Genomic DNA, 25,900 nt, shown 5'->3' with positions numbered 1-25,900 from the left:
GATTCAACTCAAGTCCAAGGGATGCCGGGCTGAAAGTCTTTCCCATATCCGCCGCCATGTCTTGCACCCGTGACGGTATCAAAACTCGCCCAAAGCGTACCAAAGATGAACAGGCCTACACGCCGTTCATCTTTATCCCAACTGACCGAAATGTCTGCTTCAGTAATGGCCCAATCGCCCGATCGAACGTGAATTGCACCGACGACGGGACCTACTCGCCCGTCCTCGATCCGACAGAGATAAAAATATGCCGTGGCACTTTTCGGATCGTCCGCCTCGTCGTACTCGAAGACGCCGGCGAGATCACGCTTTGTCCGGATCGCGCTGTCGAAAACGTCCATTTGCTTGTCCGCAATCCATCAAAACAACGCCGAGACATCGCGTGCGCCATGTACGATGCGGACAATCTCGACGCGCTGTTCGGCCAGCCGATAAAGCACGAGATAATTGCCGATCGTCAACGCCCGCACATCGGCAGCGATGTTGGGCCTCTTGGGACCGGATTCCGGGAATGTCCCCAATTGCACGACGCGCTCGGCAATAGCATCCAAAAAGCGGTCCGCGGCAAGCGGGCTATCCAAATATCGATCAGATCGTCTTCTGCCGCCGGGCTGCGGACAACGCGGATGTCAGCCATTCCGCCGGTTTTTGCTAGTGTTGCCCAACCGGCTGCGGGCCTTCTGTTTTATGTCCTCGATGTCGAACGGCGCAAACGGACCGTTCTCCAGCCCTTGCGTCCAGGCTTTCCGCAACCGCTCCGCTTCGGCCTCGCGCAAGGGCTGGCGACGCCGCCATTCGCGCAGTGCCTCGCGGATCACTTCACTTGCCGAACCGTACTGCCCGCTGGCCACCGCGCCTTTGACCATGTCCAGCAGTTCCGGGGAAAGCGCTACGCTGACTTTTTCGACTGTCGCCATCAAGCCGTCTCCTCGCGAAGACGGTAGCAAATTTGCTACCCGATTCAAGAACTGACTCTTACGGCGTGATCCGCGCCAGGTGCTCGAGATCGGTCTCTTCGCGCATCGGGTCGGGCGCGATCACCACCGACGTGGCGTTGTCGGCATCGTCGGCGAAGCGCGAAAAGACCGTGCGGCCGCCTTCCATTCGCGCCTTGCCTTCGGCGACCAGCCCCAGCGCCAGCGGATAGAGCTGGTGCTCGGCCTTGAGCACGCGCGCGGCCAGCGTATCCTCGTTGTCGCCGACCATCACAGGCACGGCGGCCTGGGCGATGATCGGCCCGTCATCCATGTCGAGCGTGACGAAATGCACTGTGCAGCCATGGATGCGCAGGCCCGCGCGGATGGCCCGCGCGTGCGTATCCAGCCCCTTGAAGGCAGGCAGCAGGGCAGGGTGGATGTTGACCATGCGGCCCTGCCACTTCTCGACGAAACGCGCGCCGAGGATGCGCATATAGCCGGCCAGCGCGACGATCTCGGCGCTGAAAGAGACAAGGGCCGCATCGATCGCCTCATCATGCGCTTGCTTGGTGGCATGGTCGGACCGCGAAATCACTCTGGTGGCGATGCCGCGCGCCGCGGCGATGCCCAGGCCGGCGGCATTGGCGCGGTCGGAGACGACGCCGACGATCTCGGCCGGATAGGCCGGGTTGCTCGCCGCCGCGATCAGCGCCGTCATATTGGAGCCGCGCCCCGAAATAAGCACTACGGTGCGTTTCCTGCTCATAGGCCGATCGAGCCCCGATAGATGACGCCGGCATCGCGGCGCGGTACGATCTGGCCGATCGGCGTCACCGTCTCGCCGGCCTCCTGCAGCACGGCGGCGACCTGCGCCGCCTGGCCGGAGGCGACGACCAGGATCATGCCGATACCGCAATTGAAGGTGCGCATCATCTCTTCCGGCGCGACGCCGCCGGTCTTGGCCAGCCACGAAAACACCTGCGGCACCTCGATGGCGCCGAGATCGAGCTCGGCCGAAAAATCCTTGGGCAGAACGCGCGGGATGTTTTCGGGAAAGCCGCCGCCGGTGATATGGGCCAGCGCCTTAATGCCATGCGTGTTGCGGATCGCCTTGAGGATCGACTTGACGTAGATGCGCGTCGGCTCGAGCAGCGCCTCGGCCAGCGTCGCCTCGTCATTGAACGGCGCCGGATCGCTCCAGCCAAGGCCGCTGACGGCGACGATGCGGCGGACCAGCGAAAAGCCGTTCGAATGCAGGCCCGACGAGGCGAGGCCGAGCAGCACATCGCCCTCGACGATGTCGTCGGTCGGCAACAGCTGGCCGCGTTCGGCGGCACCAACTGCAAAGCCGGCAAGGTCGTAATCCTTGTCGTGATACATGCCGGGCATTTCTGCCGTCTCGCCGCCGATCAGCGCGCAGCCGGCCTGTCGGCAGCCTTCGGCGATGCCACCGACGATCGAAGCGCCCTGGTCGGGATCGAGCCTGCCGGTGGCGAAATAGTCGAGGAAGAATAGCGGCTCCGCGCCTTGCACGACGATGTCGTTGACGCACATGGCGACGAGGTCGATGCCGATCGTGTCGTGCTTGCCCGCGTCTATGGCGATCTTCAGCTTGGTGCCGACGCCGTCATTGGCGGCCACCAGCACCGGATCGCTGAAGCCGGCGGCCTTGAGGTCGAACAGGCCGCCGAAGCCGCCGATCTCGCCATTGGCGCCCGGCCGGCGGGTGGCGCGCACCAGCGGCTTGATCTTCTCGACCATGAGATTGCCGGCATCGATGTCGACGCCCGCTTCGGCATAGGTGAGCCCGTTCTTGCGCTTGCTCATTTCCGGCGCCTGCTCATCTGTTGCGCTTGCCTGTCGCTGGTTTCATTCGCTTGCGGGCTCTTCGCATGAACGGTTTTGCCCCGCAAGGCAAGCGCGCGATGATGGTGTTTTCAGTTGGATACCGGCGGAACCGGGCACGATACACTCCAACAGTAAAAAGAAGTCCCTGCCAGAATTGCGGCGAGGCCACCGACGGTGGCAAGAGACATGATTTCGCCGTCGAAGGGCAGCATTCCATACGAGAAGCCGGCGGCGACCAAAGCCGCCGCGGCAGCCCACAGACCCGGATTTGCAGCGACCGACCTCGCGAAAACGAACGCCACGACAGCGGCCGTCAGCCAGAGGGGCCAAGAGACGACCACGCCCACGGCCAGCTCAAGAGCGAAGGCCCACAGAAGATCTTGCGCTGCCACGTTACGGTGCGGAGCTCCGAACGATGCGAAGACCAAGAGACTTTCCGTCAGTCCGGCCAGATAGCAAAGCGTTACTCGCCAAGCGATTGTGATTCTCTGCGCCATCATCGTTCGGCAGCGGGGAAATAAGCTATTGCTTTCAGTGGTTCTTCGCACGGGCGGCAGCGCCTCGCAAGGACGGCAGCGGAATACCGGGCTCTACGTCTCCTCCAGGAAAGGCACTGCCGTTTCGTCCGTCCAGAGGCGACCTCCCTTGGGGAGGGTCTGCTGCTGTCCTATAAACCGTTCATCGTGCCCGCGTCCCCCGGTGACTGGAAGAAGGCATATTGGACATGTCTTGGGTTCCAAGGCGTCCCGGCTGGATGTCCCTCATGAACGTGCCGCCAGATCGAACCCCAACTGGGTTCCCAGATGTCAATGAACTTGAGAAATAGGCCGAGCAAAACCTTTGTATTCACCGGTTCGGCTCCAGCTATGTAGCTAAACTCCAGCGAAGCATTGTTCTGGCTGTCTTCGGACAGATATTTGGAAAAGGAACCGCAATGGACTGATGTGGACGCCTCTGTGTTTGCCTCGCGCTGGTTCCACAGCGACACATTGTATCCCAGTTCAGGAACGGGCTGTCTCGGAGGCATGTCCGTCTTGTTCTGGCCCTTTAACAGCCAGCGATGGAGAACCTCGCGCGACGAGGTGTTGACCGGCTCGGAGGCGATTGCTTTTTTGAGCGATCTGCCGAGCGGGGCCCACCTCGCGAACCTGTCGTCGGCTTCGTCCAAGGCCCGGAAATGCCCTTGGAGCTGCGGGACCAGCTCTTCGGCGTCCTTTCTCCTCGGCCCCCAGTAGACATGGATGTTGATCGACATAGTGCCCCTCGAACACGGGAGACGTACCAGCTTTCTTGACCGGCGTCGCCAAAGGAGAGCGCGCGAGCTTCGGGCTCGCTTCCATTTGGTTAGTTCAATGCTGGCTATCCTTCACGCCCCCTCTGCGTTGATCGCAAATTGCGCGGCGAAAGCCCGGATATAAGCCGGCCGAGCTTCCCCGCGCGCTACATAGGCAGCCACGTTTTGATATTCGTCCAAAATCCCGGACATTCTTAGTCGCAGCAGCACAGATACCATCAATAAATCGCCCGCGCTGAACGTATCATCGAGCCAGTCGGCGACGCCTAAGTGGGCCGAGAGTTTGTCCAGCCGAGCGCGAACACGGTCCTTTACCAACGGCAAGCGCTCCTGGCTCCAAGGCTTGTCGCGTTCGAATATTCTTGCCGTCGTTAATTCGAGGATCGGCGGCTCGACGGTGTTAAGTGCAGCAAACATCCACGTGATCGCACGCGCGCGGGCATTGCGATCCTTCGGCAGCAGGCCCGCATGCTGCTCAGCAAGATGGAAGACGATCGAGCCGGTCTCGAACAGCGAGAGAGAACCTTCCTCATAGGTGGGGATCTGGCCGAAGGGATGGATGGCCAGATGGTCGGGCGCCTTCATGTCTGCGAAGGAAACAAGACGAACTTCATAAGGCTGCCCCACTTCTTCGAGCGCCCAGCGAACACGCGTATCGCGCGCCAGTCCTTTGCCGCCATCAGGCGATCGTTCAAATGCTGTGATAGTGATTGTCATCGCGTCCGTTTCCTTGCCTGGGCGAATTTCTTCGGCTTCCTATCGTGAGACGAATGAGCCTCACCGAAATCGACGTCGGTCTTGACCTATTTCATTGTGGGGAGATTGGCAGCTTGTGTGTCGCTTCTCACTTGCCGTAACCCTCCATCTCCATCATGTATCGACAAACAAGAGCGACGGGATATGCGTTTGACCATCCCCAACATGATCACGATCATGCGCTTCGTGCTGGTGCCGGCCGTGGTGCTAGCCATGCTGCAGGAACGCTGGGACTGGGCCTTTGCCGGCTTCCTCGTTGCCGGCATTTCCGACGGGGTCGACGGCTTCATCGCCCGCCATTTCAATCAGTTTTCCCGCCTCGGCGCCTATCTCGATCCGATGGCCGACAAGCTGCTGCTGGTCTCGGTTTTCGTGGTCCTGGGCTTCAGCGGCGAACTGCCGCTGTGGCTGGTCGTTACCATGGTGTCGCGCGACGCACTGATCGTCTGCGCCGTGCTTTTGTCCACCGTCATGGCGCATCCCGTCGAGATGAAGCCGCTCCTGGTGTCGAAGGCCAACACCGCGATCCAGATCGTGCTGGCGGCAGTGGTGTTGGGCGAACTCGCCTTCGACATCCGTCTCGATCCCCTGAGGCCGGCCCTCATATTGCTGTCCGGGGTCTTGACCGTGGCTTCGGCCGCGGCCTATCTCGTGGCTTGGCTGAGGCATATGAGCGGCTATGGCGAAGGCTCCACACCCGGCACCTGAACGCGGGGCACCTGAACACCGGGCACCCGAACACCGGGCACCTGAACACCGGGCACCTGACGAACGGTCCATCGACGCCGAGGCTGAAGCCGCGGCGGCGGAGGCTTCGGCATCGGCGTCGTTTCGACGGCAGATCCGCTTCTGGCTGGTCAGCGCCATCATTCTTGCCGTCTTCCTCTATGTCTTCAGCGGCATCCTTCTGCCCTTCGTCGCCGGCATGGTGCTCGCCTATTTCCTCGACCCCGTCGCCGACCGGCTGGAGCGTCTCGGCCTGTCCAGGCTGATGGCGACGGTGGTCATCCTCATCGCCTTCATCGTCGTCCTGGTGCTGGCCGTCGTCATCCTGGTTCCGGTGCTCGCCTCGCAGATGGCCGATTTCGCCAGCAAGCTGCCGGACTATCTGACCCGTCTGCAGGGCCTGATCACCAGCTTCGACCCGAAATGGCTGGAAGAGAAATTCGGCGTCGACGCCAACGGCCTGCGCGAGGGCTTGAACTCGCTGCTGACCTCCGGCTTCGGCCTGCTGACCACCGTCTTCACCTCGATCTGGAGCTCCGGCGTGGCGCTGGTCTCGGTCGTCAGCCTGTTCGTGGTGACGCCGGTCGTCGCCTTCTACATGCTGCTCGACTGGGACCGCATGGTGGCAATCGTCGACAGCTGGGTGCCGCGCGACTATGTCAAGACCGTCAGGACGATCGCCAGGGACATCAACACGGCGACCGCCGGCTTCGTGCGCGGCCAAGGCACGCTCTGCCTGGTGCTCGGCGCCATGTATGCCACCGGCCTGACGCTGACCGGACTGAATTTCGGCATCCTCATCGGCCTGTTCGCCGGGCTGATCTCCTTCATCCCGTATGTCGGCTCGCTGACCGGCCTGGTGCTGGCCGTCGGCGTCGCCTTCGTCCAGTTCTGGCCGGACTGGACCATGATCGCGGCGGTGGCCGGCGTGTTCTTCGTCGGCCAGTTCATCGAGGGCAACATCCTGCAGCCCAGGCTGGTCGGCAAAAGCGTCGGCCTGCATCCGGTGTGGCTAATGTTTGCGCTGTTTGCCTTCGGCGCGCTGTTCGGCTTCGTCGGCCTGCTGATCGCCGTACCGGCTTCCGCCGCCGTTGCCGTTCTGGTGCGTTTCGCCATCGCGCGCTACCTCGAATCGCCGCTCTACAAGGGCCATTCCGACGAGCCGGTGCCGCCGCTGCAGGTGCGGCGCCGCGGGGGCGCGCGCGGTTGAGCCATATGCCGGACAAGATCGATCCGCCGCGTCAATTGCCGCTCGATCTAGGCCACGGCACCGGCTATTCGCGCGACGAACTCGTCGTCTCCAGCACCAACAGCCAGGCCGCTGCGCTTGTCGACCGCTGGCCGGACTGGCCCTCGCCGGTCGTTGTGCTGGCCGGGCCGGCCGGCTCGGGGAAAACCCACCTGGCCTCGATCTGGCGGACCCGCGCCGGTGCGGTGAAAGTGGAGGCGGGCCGCATCGGCGACTGCATCGAAAATCTCGGCGCGCGCCCGGCCCTGATCGACGATGTCGATGCCGGCCCGGTCGACGAACATGGCCTGTTCCACCTGATCAATGCGGTGCGCGGCGCCGGCTCGACCTTGCTGTTGACGGCGCGCCGCTTTCCCTCCGCCTGGGGCGTCAGGCTGCCCGACCTGGCGTCGCGGCTCAAGGCCGCGGCGACCGTCGAGATCCACGAGCCCGACGATCTTCTGCTGGCCGGCGTCATCACAAAGCTGTTCGCCGATCGACAGGTCGAGGTCGAGCCGCATGTCGTGCAATATCTGGTGCGCCGCATCGAGCGCTCGCTGGCCACTGCCATGCGGGTGGTCGAACGGCTCGACCGTACCGCGCTCGAGCGCAAGACGCCGATCACGCGGGCGCTCGCCGCCGAGACCGTCAGCGCCATGGACGAAGGGCAGGGCGAGTTCGAGATTTAGGGGACGGCATACAAAATGGCATCTGAATTCAGTTCATACGACATCATTGATCCGTTTCTAATGTCGTGGGCAAATCGGCACGGAATACGGGTCGCCACTAAATATCGCGACGACGATGTCCGTTCTATCTGGGTTTACGACAAGAATGGCAATCGTCGTGCTCAGTTGTGGCTCGATTTGCCTGACGCCAACGGCAACGTAACCATTGTGGCGTCGGTGCTGGATCCTAAAAGCGCTACAGAGAGGAACGCCACGCATCTCCCGAAATGCTGCAAGCCGCCCTTGAAGAACTACGGCCAATGGTTTTTGGCTGGGCCGGGGAAGGTGCATATACCTAGTTCTTACCTCGGCCGGTGTCTCATTTCGGGAAACAAACCTGGCATCTGTCTTGCACCTGACAGCTTGCCGGCTAATCCCGGTCCTGATTGCGTATCAAATCAGGTAGTAGGCTCGCCGGGAGTTGAGGCGGTTGGGGTTCTCTTCCCGGCGAGCTTACCTGTGGCCGTTGTAATGGACCGTTGAATGGTCTATTTTCGCTGAAATATGGACCAGAGGATGGTCCATAGAGGAGCGGCTCATGCAGGTATCCGTTACAGACGCCAAGGGGCAGTTGACCGAACTGGTGCGTCGTGCCGAGGCAGGTGACGAGATCATTCTGACCCGTCACGGTCATGCGGCCGTGCGCCTAGTTCCCGTCAAGGCAGTGCCGGACAGGAAAAGCCGTCGGGCGTTGCTGGAGGCGATGCGCGCATCCGGCGCCGCGAGGGCGAAGGCCGGGCCATCTGCCGCGCGAAGCCAGGATTTCCTCTACGGCGATGATGGCCTGCCTGAATGATCGTGGTCGATACCTCGGCGCTGATGGCGATCGTTCTTGACGAGCCGGAGGCTGATGTCTGCATCGCGGCGCTCGAGGCCGAAGACGAAATTCTGATTTCCGCCGGCACCGTGGCAGAAGCGCTGATCGTCGCGTCGCGGCGAAATGTCGGCGAAGAGCTGTCCGGCCTGATCGACGGGCTTGGTTTCGAAATCGCGGCAGTGACGCCGGCCTCTGCGCGTCGCATTGCCGAGGCCTACGCAAAATGGGGTAAGGGCATTCACTCGGCCGCGCTCAATTTCGGTGACTGCTTCGCCTATGAAGTGGCGAAGGAACATGCCTGCCGCCTGCTTTATGTCGGCGACGATTTTTCGAGGACCGATATCGAAAGCGCTCTCTAAGGAAGCAAGGCAAGGACCATAGGCGCGATTTTGCTTTGCTGCCCGGGTCGAGCCGCCACCGCTGCCACGTTCAGTTCCCGCCGTCCGACAGGGCGGCGCGTTCCGTGCCGAAGCGCTTGCGATAGTCGCCGGGCACAAGCCCGGTTATCCTGGCGAATACTTTGCGGAAGGAGCCGGGATCGTCATAGCCGACCTCCCAGGCGATCTGGTCGATCGATCGCATCGTGGTTTCCAGCATCTCGCGCGCCTTGCCGACGCGCAGGTGCTGGCAATATTCGGTCGGCTTGAGGCCGGTGGCGTTGCGGAAGCGCCGCAGGAAAGTCCGCTCCTCCAGCCCGGCTTGCTCTGCCATGGCGCCGAGCGTCACGTCACGCGCGCCGTTCGCCTGCAGCCAGTGCTGCACCTTGAGGATCGCTTCGTCGCCATGGGTCAGCCGTGGCGCGAACGGGCTGTAAAAACGTTGCTCGCGGCCCGGCGGATCGACCAGCATGAAACGCGCCGTGTCCATCATAACGGTCGGCCCGAGCACCCTGTCCACCAGCTTCAGGCCGAGGTCGGTCCAGGCCATGTAGCCGCCCGCGGTGATGATGTCGCCATCGTCGATGACCAGCCTGTCGGCGTCGAGCAGGATGTCTGGAAAGCGTAGCGCCAGCGCGTCGCGATAGGCCCAGTGCGTTGTCGCCGCGCGACCGGACAACAGGCCGGTCTCGGCAAGCACGAAGGCGCCGGCGCAGACCGAACCGAGCGTCGCCCCTGCCGCATGACGGTCCCTGAGCCAGCCGGCATAGGGCGCGGCTGCTTCCCGAGCGATCGGATCTCCCAAGGTCGGCGGGACGATAGCCATGGCTGGTTCATTGTCGGCGCCGGGGTCGCTGTCGAAGGTGCGGACTACGGTCTGGCCGGCGTTCTCCAATTGCCAATGGCTGACGCGAAGCCTCAACGCGTCCAGCGACCGATCGGCTGCCAGCCGGTTGGCCAGCATGAAAAGATCGGTCAGGCCGAGCACGGCTGCTTCCTGCACGCCCGGGTACAGGACAAGGCCGATCTCGACCGATTTACGTGCGACGCTCATTTGTCAGTTTTGCCATGCCCGATGTCCGTTTTGCCAATCCCCATAATGACCGTGCTTCAATATTTGTCCAGCCGAAGGACCAAAACCTCCAACGGCAACTCCAATTTTCGGATCAAGGACTACGAAAATGAGCACATTCACCACCCATGACGGCACCGAGATTTTCTACAAGGATTGGGGCAAAGGCCAGCCGATCGTGTTCCATCACGGCTGGCCGCTGAGCGCCGATGATTGGGACAACCAGATGCTGTTCTTCCTCGAAAAGGGGTACCGCGTCATTGCCCATGACCGCCGCGGCCACGGCCGCTCGTCGCAGACCGCGACCGGCAACGAGATGGACACTTACGCCGCCGACGTCGCGGCGCTGGTGGCGCACCTCGATCTCAGGGACGCGATCCACATCGGCCACTCGACCGGTGGCGGCGAGGTGGCGCGTTACGTCGCGCATTACGGCGGCGGAGGCCGTGTTGCCAAGGCGGTGCTGATCGGCGCGGTGCCGCCGATCATGGTCGAGTCCGACAGCAACCCCGGCGGCTTGCCGATCGAAGTCTTCGACGGCTTTCGCGCGGCTCTGGCCGCTAACCGCGCCCAGTTCTACAGGGATGTGCCGGCCGGCCCGTTCTATGGCTTCAACCGCGAGGGCGCCAAGGTCTCGCAAGGCGCCGTCGACAATTGGTGGCGCCAGGGCATGATGGGCGGAGCCAAGGCCCATTACGACTGCATCAAGGCATTCTCGGAGACCGATTTCACCGACGACCTCAAAAAGATCGAGGTTCCCGTCCTGATCATGCATGGCGACGACGACCAGATCGTACCGATCGCCGATTCCGCGCTGCTTGCGGCCAAGCTGGTGAAGCACGGCACGCTCAAGGTCTACAAGGGCCTGCCGCACGGCATGTGCACCACCCACCCGGAGATCATCAATCCGGATCTGCTGGCCTTCATCCAGGGCTGACGGCTTACATGTCGGACGGGCAGCGCGGGCTCGTGCTGTCCGTCCGTCGCTTAACCATGACCGGCGATGGAGACACGCTAGAGCGCGATCCGCTTGCCCTGCCGACGAGATTTGCTTGATGAATGGTCGGAGTGGAGAGATTCGAACTCCCGACCCTCTGGTCCCAAACCAGATGCGCTACCAGGCTGCGCTACACTCCGAACGGTCTGTTGCCTAGTGATTTCAGCCCGCCAAAGCAAGCGTAAAAAGCCATCGGCCTTGCTGCCGGCGGCATTGCGCAGTAATGACGGGCTAGTGCATGGCCAGAGAACAGTAATCCGGTCTCGGGGTCGTGTGCTTGCAACCAGCAATGAGGTGGTCATGTCAGTCCGCATTTTCAGCCCAGCCAAAACCGCGATGCAGTCCGGCAAGGCCAAGACCGGCTATTGGGTGCTGGAATTCGATCCTGAGCAGCGCAAGAAGATCGATCCGCTGATGGGCTACACCACGTCCGGCGACATGCGAAGCCAGATCAGGCTGACCTTCGACACAAGAGAAGAGGCGGTCGCCTATGCCGAGAAGGAAGGGCTGGCTTTCCGCGTCGAGGAGCCGAAGGAAATCAAGCGCCGCCAGATTTCCTATGCGGAGAATTTCCGCTATGACCGCAGGACGCCCTGGACGCATTGATCCATACCGGCCCTGCCGGCACAATCCGCCGGTCACGCGGCCGGCCAGCGGTCCCGTAGCTCAGCTGGATAGAGCACCGGCCTTCTAAGCCGATGGTCACAGGTTCGAATCCTGTCGGGATCGCCAATATTTCCAGGTCCATTCCGGACAGGTTCACTCGCCAGTCGCACAGGATTTCCGACACATGACAGCGATGGGCGCGGCGGCATTGCTGATCCTGGTCCTGACCTATGCCGGCGTCGCCATCGGCAGGATACCCGGGCTGCGCCTCGACCGGGCAGGCATCGCGCTGCTCGGCGGTGCGGCGATGATCGCCATCGGCGCCCTCGATATGGAAGACGCCTACCGCGCCATCAGCTTCGACACCATCACGCTTCTGCTCGGCATGATGATCGTCGTGGCGCATCTGAAAGTGTCGGGCGCCTTTCGCGCGCTCGGCGGGTTCGCCATCGAGCATGCGCATGCGCCGTTCATGCTGCTGGTGATGGTGACGCTGTTGACCGGCGTCCTGTCGGCATTCCTGGTCAATGATGCCATCTGCCTGGTCATGGCGCCGATCGTCGTCCATGTCACCCGCGTCATCAACCGCAACCCGGTTCCCTACCTGATCGCCACGGCGACCGCATCCAATTGCGGCAGTGTCGCCACCATCACCGGCAATCCGCAGAACATGGTCATCGGCGCCCTGTCGGGGATTTCCTATCCGGCCTTCTCGGCGGCGCTTGCGCCGGTCGCGGCGTTCGGCCTCGTCGCCGTCATCGTTATCATCCGCATCGTCTACCGCACTGAATTTTCACGCAAGGCCGAGCTCAGCCCCGAAGTCTATCGCGGCCGCATGCTGCCGGGGCAGGTGCTGAAGGCGGTGGTCGTCTGTATCGGTTTGGCGATCGCCTTCTTTGCCGGCGTTCCGGTCGCCAAGGCAGCGCTGATCGGCGGCGCGATTCTGTTGCTGACCCGCGCCATCAAGCCTGAGCGCATCTATCGCGAGATCGATGGGCCGCTGCTGTTCATGTTCGCCGGGCTGTTCATCGTGGTCGCCGGGGCGGAGAAGACATTGCTTACGCCCGACATCGTCGCTTCGGCAAAGGACCTTGGGCTGAATGATGTCTGGCGGCTGTCTGGCTTCACCGCAGTGCTTTCCAATATCATGAGCAATGTCCCGGCCGTGCTGGCGCTGAAGCCGTTCGTGCCCGGACTGGAAAACCCCGACCGGGCCTGGCTGGTCGTCGCCATGAGCTCGACGCTGGCCGGCAATTTCACGCTGCTCGGCTCGGTCGCCAACCTGATTGTCGCCGAGCACGCGCGGGTCTCTGGCAAACCGCTGGACTTCATCGCCTTCTTCAAGGTCGGCCTGCCGTTGACGCTGGTCACGCTTCTTGTCGGGACGGCATGGCTGGCGGCCTAAAAGCGCGTCGCATTCGATCGGCCGCATGCGACGCGCTTCAGGCTCTTTTTATACATGTCGTTATGGCAAAACCGCTGCACACTTTGCGCGACATGCAGTAGCCAGTCAGGGCGACGTCACCGTGAGATGGCCTTTCATGTTCGGATGGAAGCGGCAGAAATAATCGACCGATTCCGCGTTCTTCACCGTCAGGCTCGCCGCCTTCTTCGGCGGGATCATCACTTCCCAGCCGCCGTTGACGGTTGCCGTGTGGGCGAACACGTCCTTGTTCACCCACCTGATTGTGTCGCCGACCTTCGCCTCGATCTTTGCCGGCGAAAACACAAGCTTGTCGATCGTCACCTCGATGGTTTCGGCCTTGGCCGGCGCGGCGCCGATGGTCAGCGCCAGCGCAAACCACAGATGCCGCCTCGACATCATTGGCTCAATCCTCACTTCAGCATGCCGGCGACGTGTTCGGCGTGCTGTTCGTGGCCCTGGAATATTTTCAGGCCGGTTTCCAGCAGGCTCTTCAGCTCGGCATTGCTGGCCGACGGGATCAGCAGTGTTTCGAGCGCGCCGTCGACCTGCTTGTGGTAGGCCACTTCATTGGCGACATAGGCCTTGTCGAACGCTGCGCCCTTGAGCTTGGCAAGCTTGGCACGTTCCTCGGCCGCCGCCTTGGTCAGCGCCTTGCTGGTCGGATTGTCCTCAGGCGTGACCTTGAGCTTCTTGACCAGGTCGAGAGCCTGTTTGTTGACCGCTTCGTGATCTCGCACCATGTCCTTGGCGAAATCCACGACCTCCTTGTTCTTCGATTTCTTCAGCGCCTGCTTGGCCGCCTCGACGTCAAGCACGCCGGCTGTGTAGGCGATATGTGCGATCTGCGGATCGGTCGGCTTGTCGGCAGCTTGCGACAAGGGTGCTGCGCTAAGCAGGAAAAATGCGGTCAGTGCCGCGGTCGATCGAATAAACATGATGCTCTCCTTCGCCCCGACGCGGAACGGCATCGGGCTTCGTTTTCAGTGATGCTCATTGGATGCAGGTCGCCGCCAAACGTTCCCGCGAAAATCGGCGCGGCCTATCCGGAAAGACCAAGCCGCTGCATCACGCCATTGGTCAGCCGCTCGCAGCGCCGGCCGGCGAACGGAAAGGCGTCGAGCAGCACCGGGCCGATCTGGTCGTCCAGCGCTTTGCGCACTAGCACACGGGCGCGGTGGAGCCGGGTCTTGATGGTTTCTGGTCGCACGCCAAGCAGTTCAGCGGTCTCCTCGATGCTCAATCCCTCGATGACTCGCGCCACGAACACCATCCGGTAGACATCGGGAAGACTGTCGGTTGCCCGTTCGACAAGCTCAAGGATCTGCCGTTGCGCCATCGTCCGCTCCGGATCGTCGCTCGGGTTGAGGGGAAACCGGATGATTTCGGCTTGCGGGTTTTCGGGCATCGCTACCATTCGCCGCCTTTTGCGCAAGCGGCCGAGCGCTTCGTTGATGACGATACGCGACAGCCACGTGGCGAGTGAGGCATCGCCGCGAAAGGACTCGAGATGGGCAAAGGCGCTGACATAGGCCTCCTGGACGATGTCCTCGGCCTCGCTGTCGTTACGCACGACGCCGCGGGCGATGCGGTAGAGCCTTTGGTTGTGCGTCTTGATGATGGTACGGAATGCATCGCCATCACGTGCCAGCGCGCGGCCGACAAGCTGCATGTCGCCAGAAGCGGCGGGCGTTGCCGTCAACGCAGCAGGCATGGCCGATCTCCTGATAGGCTTCTCATCGCGACATTGGATGCATCAGCCGACAAAAGGTTCCCGACCGATTCCGCGGCCAGCCTCAATCAGTGTCAAGGACTGGCATAGGCTATTCTACCGCCTTCACCGCACCGCCGCCTCTATTTTGTAGACACCGTTTTCATCGGCTGATCGGTCGCATGACATCGCTCAGGATCGCAAGTTTTCCAGGCTGTTACGTCGATTTCCTGACTCAGCCTGGAAAGGTGCTGGCTCAGGCCTCAGCGGCCGCCGCCAGCCCGCGCGCCAGGTCGGCTTTCAAATCCTCGACATCCTCGAGCCCGATCTGCAGACGCACTAGCGGCCCGTCATACGGGCCTTTGGCGACAGTGCGGTCGCCCAGGAATACCGGCACGGCAAGGCTCTCATAGCCGCCCCAGGAATAGCCGAGGCCGAAAAACTTCAACGCGTCGAGGAAGGCGTGCTGCTGCTTCTGTCCGCCGCCTGCAAGAACGATAGAGAAGATGCCGCTCGATCCGCAGAAATCGCGCTTCCACATGGCGTGGTCGGGATGGCTGGGCAGCCCCGGATGCAGCACTTGCGCTACGCCCGGCTGACCCTCCAGCCAGCCGGCGAGGGCAAGCGCGCTCTTTTGATGGCGCTCCAGCCGCACACCCATCGTGCGCAGGCCGCGCAGCACCTGGTAGACGTCGTCAGGCCCGGCGCAGCAGCCCATCGTGTTGAACGTCTCGAAAAGCTGCTTCCAGCAGTCCGCATTGGCCGACACCGTGCCGAGCAGCACGTCGGAATGGCCGGCCGGGTATTTCGTCGCCGCGTGGATTGAGATGTCGACGCCATGGTCGAGGGGGCGAAAGTAGAGCGGCGTCGCCCAGGTATTGTCCATCATGACGATGGCGCCGGCGGCATGCGCTGCCTTGGCGATGGCCGGTATGTCCTGCACCTCGAAAGTGTTGGAGGCCGGCGATTCGGTGAACACCACCCTGGTGTTGGGCTTGATCAGCGCCGCGATGCCGGCGCCGATGCGCGGTTCGTAATACTCGACCTCGATGCCCAGCCGCTTCAGCATCGTGTCGGCGAGGTTACGGGTCGGATGATAGACGGAATCGACGATCAGCAGATGATCGCCGGCCGACAGGAAGGCGAGCAGCGGCAACGTCACCGCCGCCAGGCCGGACGGCACCGCGACCGTGCCGGCGGAGCCTTCCAGCGCATCGATCGCGCTATTCAGCGCATCGGTGGTCGGCGTGCCGCGCGTGCCGTAGGTGTATTTCTGGCTGCGTGAAGCCATCGTCGCTGCGTTGGGATAGAGCACGGTCGAGGCATGCACCACCGGCGGATTGACGAAGCCGAAATAGTCATGCGGGTTGTTGCCGGAATGGGCGAGCCGCGTGTTGATGCCCATCTCGCTGCCGTCTTTTGCCATTGCTTTTCGTCCCATGGGTTGGTCGTTAGCCATAGTGCGGCGGCATTGGCCGCGCAACCGCAGCGCACTCGCCAGGCCAAGCTCTTGAATATGCCAATTCAGCAATGCGCCGTAGTTCTTCTGGACGGCTGCCAGCTGTGCTTGGCAAGTCACGGTCGGACTTTGCCGGCTTTATTGGCGCGCTGACCAATTTGCGGGCGCGTTTGTCTGCAATTTCAGGCATTTCAGGCGGTTGGTTTTCAAAGTCTTTCGAATTCGGTCATTTCCCTTGACCTCACAGGAATAATCGCCTTCGATGTTGTTCGTGAATGGGAGGCAGCGCGTCGATTACGATGCGGGATTCCGGTAATGGGCCGGGATACATAGCTGCGTTCACACGGGAAAAGTCAGGTTCGCCTGGAAAAAACAGAAAAGGGTCTGTGGGTCATGAAACACATTGCAATCGGCGTTTTGGGCGCCGCCGCGTTTGGATTCGCGGCTTCGGCGGCTTCGGCGGCCACGCTCGACGATGTCAAGGCGAAGGGCTTCATCCAATGCGGCGTCTCGACCGGTCTGGCCGGCTTCTCGGCGCCGGACGACAAGGGTGAGTGGCAAGGCATCGACGCGGACTTCTGTCGCGCTGTGGCGGCCGCCGTGTTCGGCGATGGCACCAAGGTGAAGTTTACGCCGCTCAGCGCCAAGGAGCGGTTTACCGCTCTGCAGTCGGGCGAGATCGACATCCTGTCGCGCAACACCACCTGGACCATCAATCGCGACACCGCACTCGGCCTGAACTTCATCGGCACGACTTATTATGACGGCCAGGGCTTCATGATCAACGCCAAGAAGCTTCCGGGCGTGAACTCGGCGCTGCAGCTTTCGGGCGCGGCGGTGTGCGTGCAGAGCGGCACCACGACCGAGCTCAACCTTGCCGACTATTTCAAGTCGAACAAGATGGAGTACAACCCGGTCGTCTTCGAAAAGCTGGAAGAGGTCAACGCCGCCTATGATGCCGGCCGCTGCGACGTCTACACCACCGACCAGTCGGGCCTCTATGGTATCCGCCTGACCCTCGGCGCGCCGGCCGACCATGTCGTGTTGCCTGAGATCATCTCCAAGGAACCGCTTGGGCCGGCCGTGCGCCAGGGCGACGACCAGTGGTACCACATCGTCAAGTGGACCTATTTCGCGCTGCTCGACGCCGAGGAGCTCGGCATCACCAAGGCCAATGTCGACGAGATGAAGAACTCGGACAGTCCCGAGATCAAGCGCGTGCTCGGCCAGGAAGCCGACACTAAGATCGGCACCGATCTCGGTGTCTCCAATGACTGGGTCGTTAACATCGTCAAGGCCGTCGGCAATTACGGCGAGATGTTCGAGCGCAATGTCGGCTCCGGCAGCCCGCTGAAGATCGCGCGCGGCATCAACGCGCTGTGGACCAAGGGTGGCCTGCAATACGCTCCGCCGATCCGCTGATCGACAATGGATACGGAAGGCAGATCGTCTGCCTTCCGGTCTCTCTTTCCAGGGGACTGTCGAATGGCATCGCAGGAAGTTCTTCGCGAGGAGCCAAGCCGCGGTTCCTTCATCAATGATCCTCGGGTCCGCGGTATATTCTTTCAGGCAGTGGTCCTCGTCCTGCTGGTAGCGGGAGTCTGGTGGGTTACCCACAACGTCATCGTCAATCTGACACGCTTGCACATCGCCTCCGGCTTCGGCTTTCTCAAGGGCCGCGCCGGTTTCGACATCAGCGAAAGTGCCATCGCTTATTCGTCAGATTCGACTTATTTCCGAGCCATCCTGGTCGGCTTCATCAACACCGTGATCGTGGCCGTCGTCGGCATCATCACCGCCACCATCATCGGTTTCATCGTCGGCATCGGCCGACTGTCGCGCAACTGGCTGATCAGGAAGATCTGCACGGTCTATGTCGAGGTGTTTCGCAACATCCCGCCGCTGCTGGTCATCTTCTTCTGGTATTCCGGCGTGCTTGCGGTGCTGCCGCCGCCGCGCGAGAGCATCAATTTGCTGTTCGGCTCCTTTCTCAACCAGCGCGGCTTCTATTTTCCGCGCGCTATCTGGGGCGACGGCTCCTGGCTGATCCTGGTCGCTCTGCTCCTCGGCATCGCTATGGCCTGGTTCGTTGCCCGCAAGGCGCGACAGCGGCAGATGGCGACGGGTCAGCCGTTCCCGGTGCTCTGGACATCCATAGCGTTGATCGTCGGCCTGCCGCTGCTGGCCTACGCGCTGAGCGGCTTTCCGTTGAGCTTCGAATTCCCGAAACAATCGACCTTCAACCTGGTCGGCGGCTTTCAGGTCAGGCCGGAGTTCCTGTCACTTTATCTGGCGTTGTCCTGCTATACGGCCGCCTTCATCGCCGAGATTGTGCGCGCCGGCATCAGGGGCGTCAGCACGGGCCAGACCGAGGCGGCCGCGGCACTCGGGCTGCGCTCGGGATCGATCCTCAGGCTTGTCGTCGTGCCGCAGGCGATGCGCATCGTTATCCCGCCGCTGACCAGCCAGTATCTCAACCTAACCAAGAACTCTTCGCTCGCCATCGCCATCGGCTATCCGGACCTGACGGCGACCGCTGGCACTGTCTTGAACCAGACCGGGCAGGCGGTCGAAGGCGTGGTGATCATGATGGCTGTCTATCTCGCGCTCAGCCTGATCACGTCGGCGATCATGAACGTCGTCAATGCCAGGATGGCGCTGGTGGAGAGGTAGGGCCATGCAGGAACACGACATGTCCTGGGTGCGGACGGAGATGGTGCTGGCGCAGCCGGCGCCGTCGAGCGAGCGTGGCCTCACCGCCTGGATCCGCAAGAACCTGATTGCCACCACGGGCGACACCATCCTCACGATCGTCGGCATCGCGCTGGTCGCTATGATCCTGCCGCAAATCATCAATTGGGCCTTCATCAACGCCCAGTGGACCGGACCGGACCGCTCGGTCTGCGCCACCGTGGCGCAAGGAGGCATCCAGCCGGATGGCTGGACTGGTGCTTGCTGGGCATTCGTCAACGCCAAGTTCGGCCAGTTCATGTTCGGCACCTATCCTATCGAGGAGCGTTGGCGGCCGATCGTGGTGGCCATCCTGTTCGTGGCACTGCTGGTGCCTTTGCTCATCCCGCGCGTACCGCGCAAAGGGCTGAACGCCATTCTTCTCTTCCTGGCGCTGCCGGTCGTCGCCTTCGTTCTGCTGGTCGGCGACATGTTCGGCCTGCCGCATGTCGAGACGTCGCGTTGGGGTGGGCTGCTGGTGACGCTCAGCCTGTCCTTCGTCGGCATAGCCGTGTCGCTGCCGATCGGCATCGTGCTGGCGCTCGGCCGGCGCTCGAACATGCCGATCGTCAAGCTGCTGTGCGTGGTCTTCATCGAGACGGTACGCGGCATCCCGCTGATTACCGTGCTGTTCTTTGCCAGCGTGATGCTGCCGCTGTTCCTGCCGGCCGGCGTCAGCTTCGACAAGTTCCTGCGCGCGCTGATCGGCGTGTCGCTGTTTGCCGCCGCCTACATGGCCGAAGTGGTGCGCGGCGGCCTGCAGGCGATCCCCAAAGGTCAGTATGAGGGCGCCGATTCGCTCGGCCTCAGCTACTGGCAGAAGATGGGTCTGGTCGTCATGCCGCAGGCGCTGAAGCTGGTCATTCCCGGCATCGTCAACACCTTCATCGGCATGTTCAAGGACACCAGCCTGGTCATCGTCATCTCGATGTTCGACCTCCTCGGCATCGTCAAGCAGAACTTCTCCGACGCCAATTGGGCGACGCCGCAGACGGCCAGATCCGGCCTGGTGTTCGCGGCCTTCATCTTCTGGCTGTTCTGCTTCGGCATGTCGCGTTATTCAATGTACACGGAACGCCGTCTCGACACCGGCCACAAACGCTAAAAAGGGGACCTTGTCATGGTCATAGAAAACGCCGTCAGCGCGGAAGAGATCAAGGTCAATGCCGCCAAGATGCACATTTCCACCACCGATGTCGCCATCGACATCATTGCCATGCACAAATGGTACGGCGAATTCCATGTGCTGAAGGACATCAATCTAAAGGTGATGCGCGGCGAGCGGATCGTCATCTGCGGCCCGTCGGGCTCCGGCAAATCGACGATGATCCGCTGCATCAACCGGCTGGAGGAACACCAGAAGGGCAAGATCATAGTCGACGGCAAGGAACTGACCAACGATCTGAAGAAGATCGACGAGGTGCGCCGCGAGGTCGGCATGGTGTTCCAGCACTTCAACCTGTTCCCGCATCTGACCATTCTGGAAAATTGCACGCTGGCGCCGATCTGGGTGCGCAAGATGCCGCGGAAGCAGGCCGAGGAAATCGCCATGCATTTCCTCAAGCGCGTCAAGATCCCGGAACAGGCCAACAAATATCCCGGCCAGCTTTCCGGCGGCCAGCAACAGCGCGTGGCGATCGCCCGCTCGCTGTGCATGAACCCGCGCATCATGCTTTTCGACGAGCCGACCTCGGCTCTCGATCCGGAAATGATCAAGGAAGTGCTGGAGACGATGGTCGGGCTGGCCGAGGAAGGCATGACCATGCTCTGCGTCACCCACGAAATGGGCTTTGCGCGCAAAGTCGCCAACCGGGTGATCTTCATGGATCAGGGTCAGATCGTCGAGCAGAACACGCCGGCCGAGTTCTTCGACCACCCGCGCCATGAGCGCACGAAGCTGTTCCTGTCGCAGATCCTGCACTGATCCTGTACGCCGGTTCGGGACAAGACCGGCGGACGGCCTCTCTGCCTTGCTTGGCTCCGCGCGTATTCGACGAGTGGTGATGCTCGGGGGATCTGCCCTTTGGTCGATGGCGAGCATCGGGCACTATCTTAGCACCCACAATCCCCCTGCGACGATCACCGCATATCGTGCAGCCTTGCCCAATGCGACAAGCATCACGAATACGCCGAGATGGATGCGGGCCGCGCCTGCCGCGACGGTGAACGCGTCCCCGACGACCGGCAACCAGGCGAACAGGAGCAAGCACGCGCCAAAGCGGCGAAAGGTCCGGCTCGCCCGCTCGTATCGTTCACGAGTGACGGGAAACCATCGCCTGGACTGGAGCATGTCGATGCCACGCCCCAGCATCCAGTTCACCACCGAGCCGAGCGTGTTGCCGATCGTGGCGATCGCACAAAGCAGCACCGGATCGCCACGGCCGCCGGCGATCAAGCCGGCGAGCACAACTTCCGACGAGAACGGCAAGATCGTTGCGGCGAGGAATGCGCTGGTGAACAGGACGCCATAGATTGCCAGTGCAGCCACGTCGAACGACCGACTAGGCCTGCACGTCGACGATGCCCATCATGCCGAGCTGCTCGTGCTCCAGGATGTGGCAATGATACATCCTCCGCCCGGGGCGATCCTGGCGCAGCAAAAGCCGCACCGTTTCGCCGCGTGCCACGTTGACCGTGTCCTTCCAGGCGAGATAGGCCGGTTTCGAGACCTGCCCACCACGTTCGTGCTCGACCACCTGGAACTGCGTCCCGTGCACATGGAACGGATGGTCCATGTCGGCCTTGTTGACGATTTCCCAGAGCTCGACCTGTCCTGTTTTTGACACCACGTCGACGCGGCCCATGTCGAACGCCGCGCCGTTGATCAGGAATCCCATCTGCATGTCCGTCGCGCTCATCGTCATCGTCTCGGTGAACACGAAACGCCGGCTGACGGCAGGGGTGCCAAGTTGTGCAATTGGTCGAAGCCTTTCCGGCAGCGGAGGAAACGTCTCTGCAGGCGTGTCCGAAACATTAACCGTAAGCAATGTCAGGCCTGCATCGGCGGGGCGGCCTGCGCCCATCCAGCCGCGATCGTAGTCGAGCGTGTTCAGGGTGACGGGGCCGGGCTTCTCAAACGAGACGATCAGTTCAAGGCGTTCCGCCGGGCTGAGCAGGACGTCCTTGGCTGCCACCGGCGCCGCCAGCAGACCGCCATCGGTGCCAATGATCGTCATGGGTGCGCCGTCGAAGGAGAGCCGCAAAAAGCGCGCGTTGGTCGCGTTGTAGAACCGAAATCGCCGCTTTGTTCCAAACGGGACCGATAGCGCGGGATTTTTCTGTCCGTTGACCAGCACGTGATCGCCGACGCGCCCGTTCATCAAATCGACCATGGTGTTGTCCGGCATGGTGCCGTCGGCGGCAAGGCGAAGGTCTGTGAACACCAGCACAGTGTCGCCATACTCGGCCGGGATCGGGTCGGCCCTCGGCTTGACCACGAACGCGCCGGCAAGTCCGCGGTAGACCTGCTCGGCCGTCTTGCCGTGCGGATGCGGATGATACCAGTACGAGCCCGCGCTTCCTTCGGGCAGTTCGAAGCTGTAGTTGCGCTCCGTGCCCGTCGCAACGGCGTCCATCGGATTGCCATCCTGGTCAGCCGGAACCGGCATGCCATGCCAATGGACGGTGCTCGTCTCTTCAGGAATTCGGTTCGTGAATGCAATTTCGACACGGTCGCCTTCAGTCACCTCGATCAATGGCCCCGGGCTCATGCCATTGTACCCAAGGATTGGCGTGTCGAGCCCTTCTGCAAAGCGAACCATGGCGGGTTCAGCCGTGAGGTTCGCTCTGAACAGGCGGGGTGTATCGGCTTCATTGGCTAGCAGCGGCAACTCGCGCAACGCCTGGCCCTCAGGCAGCATGGCTGCGCTTTTTGGCGCTGCGCCCATGTCGTGGCCCGCGTGCCCCATATCCATGCCGGGCATCTCGTCCATCTTCATCTGGGCGATGGCGCGCGGACTAGCGAGAACCGTGGCAGCGCCTGCCGCCAGAAAACTGCGTCGATTCATGTGTTGTCTCCGAGATTAAGGTCACGCGCGTCGGCACGCGGTATAGCTCAGGTGGCACGCTCCGTAGCCAGATTGACATTGGCCTCGGTCACGTCATGCCACCCGTCTTCAGCGCCTTTTCGGGCGGGCGACACAGGAGGCGCAAGGTCATGCCCCTCGGTGCCAATCTGAATCGCGGGAGCGGAAACAGGCTCGTCTGGGATTCGAGGAGTGACGGCAGTCATGGGTTTGCAACTCCAACCGGGCAGTTGCCACACGACATAAAGGTTCCCATCATGGGAAGGTCAAGAGGCAAATTTCGATGTACTGCCTCGGCACAGCAGCGATGATTTGAGCTGGCTCAAAAGCCCTTGACCTTCCTGTGATGGGAAGCGTAGTGCGGCGGCAGGTCAAGGGCTCATCCTGATGCTTATCCAACCGATCGATTATTTCCTCGTCGTCTGGTTCGCGCTGGCGCTGGCTTCGACGCTTTATGTCGGCTTCGACCAATATCGCAACAATCCCGAGCCGGTGGTGATGAAATGGGGCTTCATCCTGGTCACCCTCTATATGGGTCCGCTCGGCTTGCTGCTCTACGTGCTCGCCGACAAGGAGCCCCGGCCGGGCGAGCATGAACTCTTCACCCGGCCGCTCTGGAAGCAGGGCGTCGGCTCCACCATCCACTGCGTCGCAGGCGATGCCACCGGCATCATTCTTGCCGCCGCCATCACGGCGGCGCTTGGCCTGCCGATGTGGATCGACCTGATCGTCGAATATCTCGCCGGCTTTGCCTTCGGCCTGTTCATCTTCCAGTCGCTGTTCATGAAATCGATGATGGGCGGCACCTATCGGGAGAACGTACGCAAGAGCTTCCTGCCCGAGTTCATCTCGATGAACTTCATGATGGCCGGCATGGCGCCGGTCATGAGTTTTCTGATGATGGGCCGCGACATGCGCGCGATGGAACCGACGGAGCTGTTGTTCTGGGGCGTGATGTCGATCGGCGTCATCGCCGGCTTTGCGCTTGCCTACCCGGCCAATGTCTGGCTGGTCGCCCGCGGCTTGAAGCATGGGTTGATGACACAGCGCGCGCAGGCAGCCGGCATCGATGGTCGAGAGCAGCCTGGAACGAGGCAACATGCGCAGATGCAAATGCAGCAGGCCGACGCCAGTGGCCATCGCGGACAGCGCCACAATATGGCTTCCCACAAAGGCAAAGGCGGCGGCCATCACATGGAGACAGATGCCACGACGCCGCAGGTCGCTGCCCTGGGTGCCGTCTCCCTGCTGGCGCTCGCCATCGGCATGGTCGCGCCTGCGAACTGGCTGAACCTGACGCTGTCGGCACGCGACGTCGGCGGGGTGATCATGCCGCAAGGCATGATCATGGATCGCGACACGCCGGCCGATACGATGCGCGACATGGCCGCTACCGATCCACGCCTCGTGGCCGCCTCTTATGGCCTGACGGCAAGGGGCGACCAGGAACTGCCTTTTCGGATGGAGAACGGCATCAAGGTGTTCGAGCTCAGGCCTTCAGTGGTCCGCTGGCAGATCCTGCCGGACGTCGCGGTCGACGCCTATGCCTATAATGGCCAGATTCCCGGTCCGCGAATTCACATTCGTCAGGGCGATCGGGTCAGGATCAACGTTACCAACGGCCTGCCCGAGGAAACGACGGTGCATTGGCATGGCTTGATCTTGCCGAACCAGATGGATGGGCCGGCCGAAATCACGCAGGCGCCGATCGAAACCGGCCAATCCTATTCATACGAATTCACTGCAACCCAGCACGGAACCTATTTCTACCACCCCCATGCGAAGCCCGACCGGACCCAGGCACTCGGCCTCTACGGTGCGCTGATCATCGATCCCGCCAATCCCGCCGACGAGGTCGCGGCCGACCATGACTACGTCATCGAGCTTCAGGAATGGCTGGTGCGGGAAGGGCTGACCTACCCGTCGATGCCGATGGACGGCGGCATGCCGAATTTCTTCACCATCAACGGCAAGGCCTATCCCTCGACCGAGACGATCCCGATGAAGGTCGGCGAGACGCTCAAGGTGCGGTTCATCGGCACCAACAACGGCTTCATCCATCCGATGCATATCCATGGCGGACCGTTCGAGGTCGTTGCCCGCGACGGCGAAACGATTCCTGCGTCCGGTCGTTTCCTTGCCGATACGATCAACGTCGGGCCTGGTCAGCGCTACGACGTGATCTGGAAGGCGCAGCGTCCGGGCAAATGGCTGATCCATTGCCACATCCCGCATCACACCACGAACAACAATGTCGAGGAAAAGGGCGGCGGCGGGCTGATGGTCGTCATCGATGTGACATGACCGACGTCGCCTGGGCTCGTTCCAACCGCTGCACCGGCCCGGACGCCATGCAGTGGCTGAAACCATATTTTCTCTCAGGTTGATGTGATCTGCCAGACAGCGACGCCGGCAAGGGCGAGACCGGCGGCGCCCTCGATGGTCCGGGAGATGGTTTCGAACAGCCGTGGCTGGCGCGCGAAAAACTGTACAAGCCGTTCCCGAAACAGGATCGACAACACCGCGACGCAGGACAGCGTCAGCGCCACGCCGACCATCATGGTGATGGCAAACAGGACGCCCGCGACCGGAACACCCCTGGAGATCGCGAAAGTCATCGCGAAAAGCGTCAACGGGCATGGGATCAGGCCTGCCATGACGCCGACAGCCTCGCCCTCGTGCCTGTGGTGATGGCTGTGGCTCAAAGCGCGCCAGAGCATCCAGACGCCAATGAGGCCCAGCAATCCGCGACTGATATGCTCCAGAAGCGGAGCGCGGCCGACGCTGCCCAATGCTATGGAAACCAGTGGCAGCGAGAGAGCCGCAATCAGAACGGCAATCGTCACATGCGTGAACGATAGCGTGATAGATACGAGCAGGCCGCGCGAGACCTTCGCATCCGAACCGGCAAGATAAGTCGCCAGCACGGCCTTGCTGTGACCCGGCGTCAGCGCATGGGCAGCCCCGAACACGACACCCATCGGCAGGAAGGCCACGAACGCCAGCCAATTGCCTCCTGCCGAAAGCAGCTTGATCTGTTCGCCGAGCGTCAGATAGATCGTGCGCTGAAATTCGACGAGCGTCTGGAACATCGGACGAGACTAGATGTTTGATCCCAGGCTTTGATGGTTCATCATTGTCGTCCGAATCAAAGGATGCACTATGGGCCAGGTTCTGCATGGGAGC

Annotated in this window: 30 protein-coding genes and 2 tRNA genes; 15 read left to right on the top strand and 17 right to left on the bottom strand. The window is 62.0% G+C overall.

All coding sequences use genetic code 11. The annotated features are described in order from the left end of the window. Nucleotides 1-8 precede the first annotated feature (8 nt). From NKJ46_RS30050 to NKJ46_RS30015, 8 genes are all read right to left on the bottom strand, one after another. A complete protein-coding gene (locus NKJ46_RS30050; RefSeq protein ID WP_352670219.1) occupies nucleotides 9-341 on the bottom strand; it encodes a hypothetical protein in 333 nt (110 codons plus the stop codon). An 18-nt stretch (nucleotides 342-359) separates the two neighbouring features. Further along, on the bottom strand, nucleotides 360-551 hold the full coding sequence (locus NKJ46_RS30045) for a type II toxin-antitoxin system RelE/ParE family toxin (RefSeq protein WP_352670216.1): 192 nt from the start codon (nucleotides 549-551) through the stop codon (nucleotides 360-362). A gap of 78 nt (nucleotides 552-629) precedes the next feature. Beyond that, on the bottom strand, nucleotides 630-917 hold the full coding sequence (locus tag NKJ46_RS30040) for a type II toxin-antitoxin system ParD family antitoxin (protein ID WP_352670213.1): 288 nt from the start codon (nucleotides 915-917) through the stop codon (nucleotides 630-632). A 58-nt stretch (nucleotides 918-975) separates the two neighbouring features. Next, nucleotides 976-1,683 carry a phosphoribosylglycinamide formyltransferase gene (gene purN / locus NKJ46_RS30035; RefSeq protein ID WP_352670211.1) on the bottom strand — a complete coding sequence of 236 codons (708 nt, stop codon included), beginning with the start codon at nucleotides 1,681-1,683 and terminating at the stop codon, nucleotides 976-978. Then, nucleotides 1,680-2,744 (bottom strand): phosphoribosylformylglycinamidine cyclo-ligase, encoded by a 1,065-nt coding sequence (purM, locus tag NKJ46_RS30030; RefSeq protein ID WP_352670208.1) that lies wholly within the window; start codon nucleotides 2,742-2,744, stop codon nucleotides 1,680-1,682. Before purM ends, purN begins: the two co-directional genes overlap by 4 nt. Before the next feature lie 110 nt (nucleotides 2,745-2,854). Further along, nucleotides 2,855-3,193, bottom strand: coding sequence for a hypothetical protein (locus NKJ46_RS30025; RefSeq protein WP_352670205.1), 339 nt, complete (start codon nucleotides 3,191-3,193; stop codon nucleotides 2,855-2,857). Nucleotides 3,194-3,432: 239 nt separating this feature from the next. Beyond that, nucleotides 3,433-4,020 (bottom strand): Imm52 family immunity protein, encoded by a 588-nt coding sequence (locus NKJ46_RS30020; protein ID WP_352670203.1) that lies wholly within the window; start codon nucleotides 4,018-4,020, stop codon nucleotides 3,433-3,435. Between the two features lie 111 nt (nucleotides 4,021-4,131). After that, entirely contained in the window at nucleotides 4,132-4,776 is a 645-nt protein-coding gene (locus tag NKJ46_RS30015; RefSeq protein WP_352670200.1) for a glutathione S-transferase family protein, read from the bottom strand. Nucleotides 4,777-4,965: 189 nt separating this feature from the next. On the opposite strand from NKJ46_RS30015, the gene NKJ46_RS30010 reads away from it, so the two are divergent. The 6 genes from NKJ46_RS30010 to NKJ46_RS29985 are packed head-to-tail and all read left to right on the top strand — an operon-like array spanning nucleotide 4,966 to nucleotide 8,673. Next, nucleotides 4,966-5,523 (top strand): CDP-alcohol phosphatidyltransferase family protein, encoded by a 558-nt coding sequence (locus NKJ46_RS30010; protein WP_352566705.1) that lies wholly within the window; start codon nucleotides 4,966-4,968, stop codon nucleotides 5,521-5,523. Beyond that, nucleotides 5,495-6,751, top strand: a complete 1,257-nt coding sequence (locus NKJ46_RS30005; RefSeq protein ID WP_352670197.1) for an AI-2E family transporter — start codon at nucleotides 5,495-5,497, stop codon at nucleotides 6,749-6,751. The genes NKJ46_RS30010 and NKJ46_RS30005 overlap by 29 nt, the downstream gene beginning before the upstream one ends. A gap of 5 nt (nucleotides 6,752-6,756) precedes the next feature. Continuing rightward, a complete protein-coding gene (hdaA, locus tag NKJ46_RS30000; RefSeq protein WP_352670194.1) occupies nucleotides 6,757-7,458 on the top strand; it encodes a DnaA regulatory inactivator HdaA in 702 nt (233 codons plus the stop codon). Between the two features lie 15 nt (nucleotides 7,459-7,473). After that, nucleotides 7,474-7,980 (top strand): hypothetical protein, encoded by a 507-nt coding sequence (locus tag NKJ46_RS29995; RefSeq protein WP_352670191.1) that lies wholly within the window; start codon nucleotides 7,474-7,476, stop codon nucleotides 7,978-7,980. 55 nt (nucleotides 7,981-8,035) lie between these two features. Continuing rightward, nucleotides 8,036-8,293 carry a type II toxin-antitoxin system Phd/YefM family antitoxin gene (locus tag NKJ46_RS29990; RefSeq protein ID WP_095483249.1) on the top strand — a complete coding sequence of 86 codons (258 nt, stop codon included), beginning with the start codon at nucleotides 8,036-8,038 and terminating at the stop codon, nucleotides 8,291-8,293. After that, nucleotides 8,290-8,673: a type II toxin-antitoxin system VapC family toxin gene (locus tag NKJ46_RS29985; RefSeq protein WP_352670188.1), complete on the top strand. Its 384-nt coding sequence runs from the start codon at nucleotides 8,290-8,292 to the stop codon at nucleotides 8,671-8,673. The genes NKJ46_RS29990 and NKJ46_RS29985 overlap by 4 nt, the downstream gene beginning before the upstream one ends. A gap of 70 nt (nucleotides 8,674-8,743) precedes the next feature. Here the strand turns inward: NKJ46_RS29985 and NKJ46_RS29980 are convergent, their stop codons facing one another. Then, entirely contained in the window at nucleotides 8,744-9,745 is a 1,002-nt protein-coding gene (locus tag NKJ46_RS29980; RefSeq protein WP_352670185.1) for a GlxA family transcriptional regulator, read from the bottom strand. A gap of 127 nt (nucleotides 9,746-9,872) precedes the next feature. Between NKJ46_RS29980 and NKJ46_RS29975 the strand changes: the two genes are divergently transcribed. Beyond that, nucleotides 9,873-10,700: an alpha/beta fold hydrolase gene (locus NKJ46_RS29975; protein ID WP_352670183.1), complete on the top strand. Its 828-nt coding sequence runs from the start codon at nucleotides 9,873-9,875 to the stop codon at nucleotides 10,698-10,700. A gap of 123 nt (nucleotides 10,701-10,823) precedes the next feature. Here the strand turns inward: NKJ46_RS29975 and NKJ46_RS29970 are convergent. Then, nucleotides 10,824-10,900 (bottom strand) — tRNA-Pro (locus NKJ46_RS29970). Between the two features lie 160 nt (nucleotides 10,901-11,060). On the opposite strand from NKJ46_RS29970, the gene NKJ46_RS29965 reads away from it, so the two are divergent. From NKJ46_RS29965 to NKJ46_RS29955, 3 genes are all read left to right on the top strand, one after another. Then, entirely contained in the window at nucleotides 11,061-11,366 is a 306-nt protein-coding gene (locus NKJ46_RS29965) for an ETC complex I subunit (RefSeq protein WP_352670180.1), read from the top strand. Nucleotides 11,367-11,415: 49 nt separating this feature from the next. Continuing rightward, nucleotides 11,416-11,492: transfer RNA gene (locus NKJ46_RS29960), tRNA-Arg, on the top strand. Between the two features lie 58 nt (nucleotides 11,493-11,550). Next, nucleotides 11,551-12,771 carry an anion transporter gene (locus tag NKJ46_RS29955; RefSeq protein WP_352670177.1) on the top strand — a complete coding sequence of 407 codons (1,221 nt, stop codon included), beginning with the start codon at nucleotides 11,551-11,553 and terminating at the stop codon, nucleotides 12,769-12,771. A gap of 105 nt (nucleotides 12,772-12,876) precedes the next feature. Here the strand turns inward: NKJ46_RS29955 and NKJ46_RS29950 are convergent, their stop codons facing one another. The 4 genes from NKJ46_RS29950 to NKJ46_RS29935 form a co-directional block, all read right to left on the bottom strand. Then, nucleotides 12,877-13,188, bottom strand: a complete 312-nt coding sequence (locus tag NKJ46_RS29950) for a cupredoxin domain-containing protein (RefSeq protein WP_352670273.1) — start codon at nucleotides 13,186-13,188, stop codon at nucleotides 12,877-12,879. Nucleotides 13,189-13,202: 14 nt separating this feature from the next. After that, the gene (locus NKJ46_RS29945) at nucleotides 13,203-13,727 is read right to left on the bottom strand and encodes a DUF4142 domain-containing protein (RefSeq protein ID WP_352670174.1); all 525 of its coding nucleotides are present in this window, start codon (nucleotides 13,725-13,727) and stop codon (nucleotides 13,203-13,205) included. 104 nt (nucleotides 13,728-13,831) lie between these two features. Then, the gene (locus NKJ46_RS29940) at nucleotides 13,832-14,503 is read right to left on the bottom strand and encodes an RNA polymerase sigma factor (RefSeq protein WP_352670172.1); all 672 of its coding nucleotides are present in this window, start codon (nucleotides 14,501-14,503) and stop codon (nucleotides 13,832-13,834) included. Nucleotides 14,504-14,756: 253 nt separating this feature from the next. Continuing rightward, nucleotides 14,757-15,926 carry a cystathionine beta-lyase gene (locus tag NKJ46_RS29935; RefSeq protein ID WP_352670169.1) on the bottom strand — a complete coding sequence of 390 codons (1,170 nt, stop codon included), beginning with the start codon at nucleotides 15,924-15,926 and terminating at the stop codon, nucleotides 14,757-14,759. A 426-nt stretch (nucleotides 15,927-16,352) separates the two neighbouring features. Here NKJ46_RS29935 and NKJ46_RS29930 point away from each other — a divergent pair, with 426 nt between their 5' ends. The 4 genes from NKJ46_RS29930 to NKJ46_RS29915 all read left to right on the top strand — a co-directional run bounded on the left by NKJ46_RS29930 (nucleotide 16,353) and on the right by NKJ46_RS29915 (nucleotide 20,613). Beyond that, complete coding sequence (locus tag NKJ46_RS29930) at nucleotides 16,353-17,381, top strand: amino acid ABC transporter substrate-binding protein (RefSeq protein ID WP_254820740.1); 1,029 nt, start codon at nucleotides 16,353-16,355, stop codon at nucleotides 17,379-17,381. 63 nt (nucleotides 17,382-17,444) lie between these two features. Further along, nucleotides 17,445-18,632, top strand: coding sequence for an amino acid ABC transporter permease (locus NKJ46_RS29925; RefSeq protein WP_352670166.1), 1,188 nt, complete (start codon nucleotides 17,445-17,447; stop codon nucleotides 18,630-18,632). Between the two features lie 4 nt (nucleotides 18,633-18,636). Beyond that, on the top strand, nucleotides 18,637-19,794 hold the full coding sequence (locus NKJ46_RS29920) for an amino acid ABC transporter permease (protein ID WP_352670163.1): 1,158 nt from the start codon (nucleotides 18,637-18,639) through the stop codon (nucleotides 19,792-19,794). 69 nt (nucleotides 19,795-19,863) lie between these two features. After that, entirely contained in the window at nucleotides 19,864-20,613 is a 750-nt protein-coding gene (locus NKJ46_RS29915; protein ID WP_031212005.1) for an amino acid ABC transporter ATP-binding protein, read from the top strand. Nucleotides 20,614-20,736: 123 nt separating this feature from the next. On the opposite strand, the gene NKJ46_RS29910 is transcribed toward NKJ46_RS29915, so the two are convergent. Both NKJ46_RS29910 and NKJ46_RS29905 read right to left on the bottom strand, forming a co-directional pair. Then, nucleotides 20,737-21,177, bottom strand: coding sequence for a YqaA family protein (locus tag NKJ46_RS29910; RefSeq protein ID WP_352670160.1), 441 nt, complete (start codon nucleotides 21,175-21,177; stop codon nucleotides 20,737-20,739). A 13-nt stretch (nucleotides 21,178-21,190) separates the two neighbouring features. Then, entirely contained in the window at nucleotides 21,191-22,627 is a 1,437-nt protein-coding gene (locus NKJ46_RS29905; protein ID WP_352670157.1) for a multicopper oxidase family protein, read from the bottom strand. A 474-nt stretch (nucleotides 22,628-23,101) separates the two neighbouring features. Between NKJ46_RS29905 and NKJ46_RS29900 the strand changes: the two genes are divergently transcribed. Then, nucleotides 23,102-25,018 carry a multicopper oxidase domain-containing protein gene (locus NKJ46_RS29900; protein ID WP_352670154.1) on the top strand — a complete coding sequence of 639 codons (1,917 nt, stop codon included), beginning with the start codon at nucleotides 23,102-23,104 and terminating at the stop codon, nucleotides 25,016-25,018. Nucleotides 25,019-25,092: 74 nt separating this feature from the next. On the opposite strand, the gene NKJ46_RS29895 is transcribed toward NKJ46_RS29900, so the two are convergent. Then, on the bottom strand, nucleotides 25,093-25,806 hold the full coding sequence (locus tag NKJ46_RS29895; RefSeq protein ID WP_352670151.1) for a nickel/cobalt transporter: 714 nt from the start codon (nucleotides 25,804-25,806) through the stop codon (nucleotides 25,093-25,095). Nucleotides 25,807-25,900 lie beyond the last annotated feature (94 nt).

The organism is Mesorhizobium sp. M0166 (assembly GCF_040322255.1).
Lineage (GTDB): Bacteria > Pseudomonadota > Alphaproteobacteria > Rhizobiales > Rhizobiaceae > Mesorhizobium.
This window is presented reverse-complemented; position numbering and strand designations above follow the sequence as displayed.

Excerpts from the sequence above, each read along its gene's own strand:
- NKJ46_RS30050 (WP_352670219.1), bottom strand. The coding sequence starts at position 341 with ATGGACGTTTTCGACAGCGCGATCCGGACAAAGCGTGATCTCGCCGGC.
- NKJ46_RS30040 (WP_352670213.1), bottom strand. The coding sequence starts at position 917 with ATGGCGACAGTCGAAAAAGTCAGCGTAGCGCTTTCCCCGGAACTGCTG.
- purN (WP_352670211.1), bottom strand. The coding sequence starts at position 1,683 with ATGAGCAGGAAACGCACCGTAGTGCTTATTTCGGGGCGCGGCTCCAAT.
- purM (WP_352670208.1), bottom strand. The coding sequence starts at position 2,744 with ATGAGCAAGCGCAAGAACGGGCTCACCTATGCCGAAGCGGGCGTCGAC.
- NKJ46_RS30020 (WP_352670203.1), bottom strand. The coding sequence starts at position 4,020 with ATGTCGATCAACATCCATGTCTACTGGGGGCCGAGGAGAAAGGACGCC.
- NKJ46_RS30015 (WP_352670200.1), bottom strand. The coding sequence starts at position 4,776 with ATGACAATCACTATCACAGCATTTGAACGATCGCCTGATGGCGGCAAA.
- NKJ46_RS30005 (WP_352670197.1), top strand. The coding sequence starts at position 5,495 with ATGGCGAAGGCTCCACACCCGGCACCTGAACGCGGGGCACCTGAACAC.
- hdaA (WP_352670194.1), top strand. The coding sequence starts at position 6,757 with ATGCCGGACAAGATCGATCCGCCGCGTCAATTGCCGCTCGATCTAGGC.
- NKJ46_RS29995 (WP_352670191.1), top strand. The coding sequence starts at position 7,474 with ATGGCATCTGAATTCAGTTCATACGACATCATTGATCCGTTTCTAATG.
- NKJ46_RS29990 (WP_095483249.1), top strand. The coding sequence starts at position 8,036 with ATGCAGGTATCCGTTACAGACGCCAAGGGGCAGTTGACCGAACTGGTG.
- NKJ46_RS29985 (WP_352670188.1), top strand. The coding sequence starts at position 8,290 with ATGATCGTGGTCGATACCTCGGCGCTGATGGCGATCGTTCTTGACGAG.
- NKJ46_RS29980 (WP_352670185.1), bottom strand. The coding sequence starts at position 9,745 with ATGAGCGTCGCACGTAAATCGGTCGAGATCGGCCTTGTCCTGTACCCG.
- NKJ46_RS29975 (WP_352670183.1), top strand. The coding sequence starts at position 9,873 with ATGAGCACATTCACCACCCATGACGGCACCGAGATTTTCTACAAGGAT.
- NKJ46_RS29965 (WP_352670180.1), top strand. The coding sequence starts at position 11,061 with ATGTCAGTCCGCATTTTCAGCCCAGCCAAAACCGCGATGCAGTCCGGC.
- NKJ46_RS29955 (WP_352670177.1), top strand. The coding sequence starts at position 11,551 with ATGACAGCGATGGGCGCGGCGGCATTGCTGATCCTGGTCCTGACCTAT.
- NKJ46_RS29950 (WP_352670273.1), bottom strand. The coding sequence starts at position 13,188 with ATGTCGAGGCGGCATCTGTGGTTTGCGCTGGCGCTGACCATCGGCGCC.
- NKJ46_RS29945 (WP_352670174.1), bottom strand. The coding sequence starts at position 13,727 with ATGTTTATTCGATCGACCGCGGCACTGACCGCATTTTTCCTGCTTAGC.
- NKJ46_RS29940 (WP_352670172.1), bottom strand. The coding sequence starts at position 14,503 with ATGCCTGCTGCGTTGACGGCAACGCCCGCCGCTTCTGGCGACATGCAG.
- NKJ46_RS29935 (WP_352670169.1), bottom strand. The coding sequence starts at position 15,926 with ATGGCAAAAGACGGCAGCGAGATGGGCATCAACACGCGGCTCGCCCAT.
- NKJ46_RS29930 (WP_254820740.1), top strand. The coding sequence starts at position 16,353 with ATGAAACACATTGCAATCGGCGTTTTGGGCGCCGCCGCGTTTGGATTC.
- NKJ46_RS29925 (WP_352670166.1), top strand. The coding sequence starts at position 17,445 with ATGGCATCGCAGGAAGTTCTTCGCGAGGAGCCAAGCCGCGGTTCCTTC.
- NKJ46_RS29920 (WP_352670163.1), top strand. The coding sequence starts at position 18,637 with ATGCAGGAACACGACATGTCCTGGGTGCGGACGGAGATGGTGCTGGCG.
- NKJ46_RS29915 (WP_031212005.1), top strand. The coding sequence starts at position 19,864 with ATGCACATTTCCACCACCGATGTCGCCATCGACATCATTGCCATGCAC.
- NKJ46_RS29905 (WP_352670157.1), bottom strand. The coding sequence starts at position 22,627 with ATGAAGATGGACGAGATGCCCGGCATGGATATGGGGCACGCGGGCCAC.
- NKJ46_RS29900 (WP_352670154.1), top strand. The coding sequence starts at position 23,102 with ATGCTTATCCAACCGATCGATTATTTCCTCGTCGTCTGGTTCGCGCTG.
- NKJ46_RS29895 (WP_352670151.1), bottom strand. The coding sequence starts at position 25,806 with ATGTTCCAGACGCTCGTCGAATTTCAGCGCACGATCTATCTGACGCTC.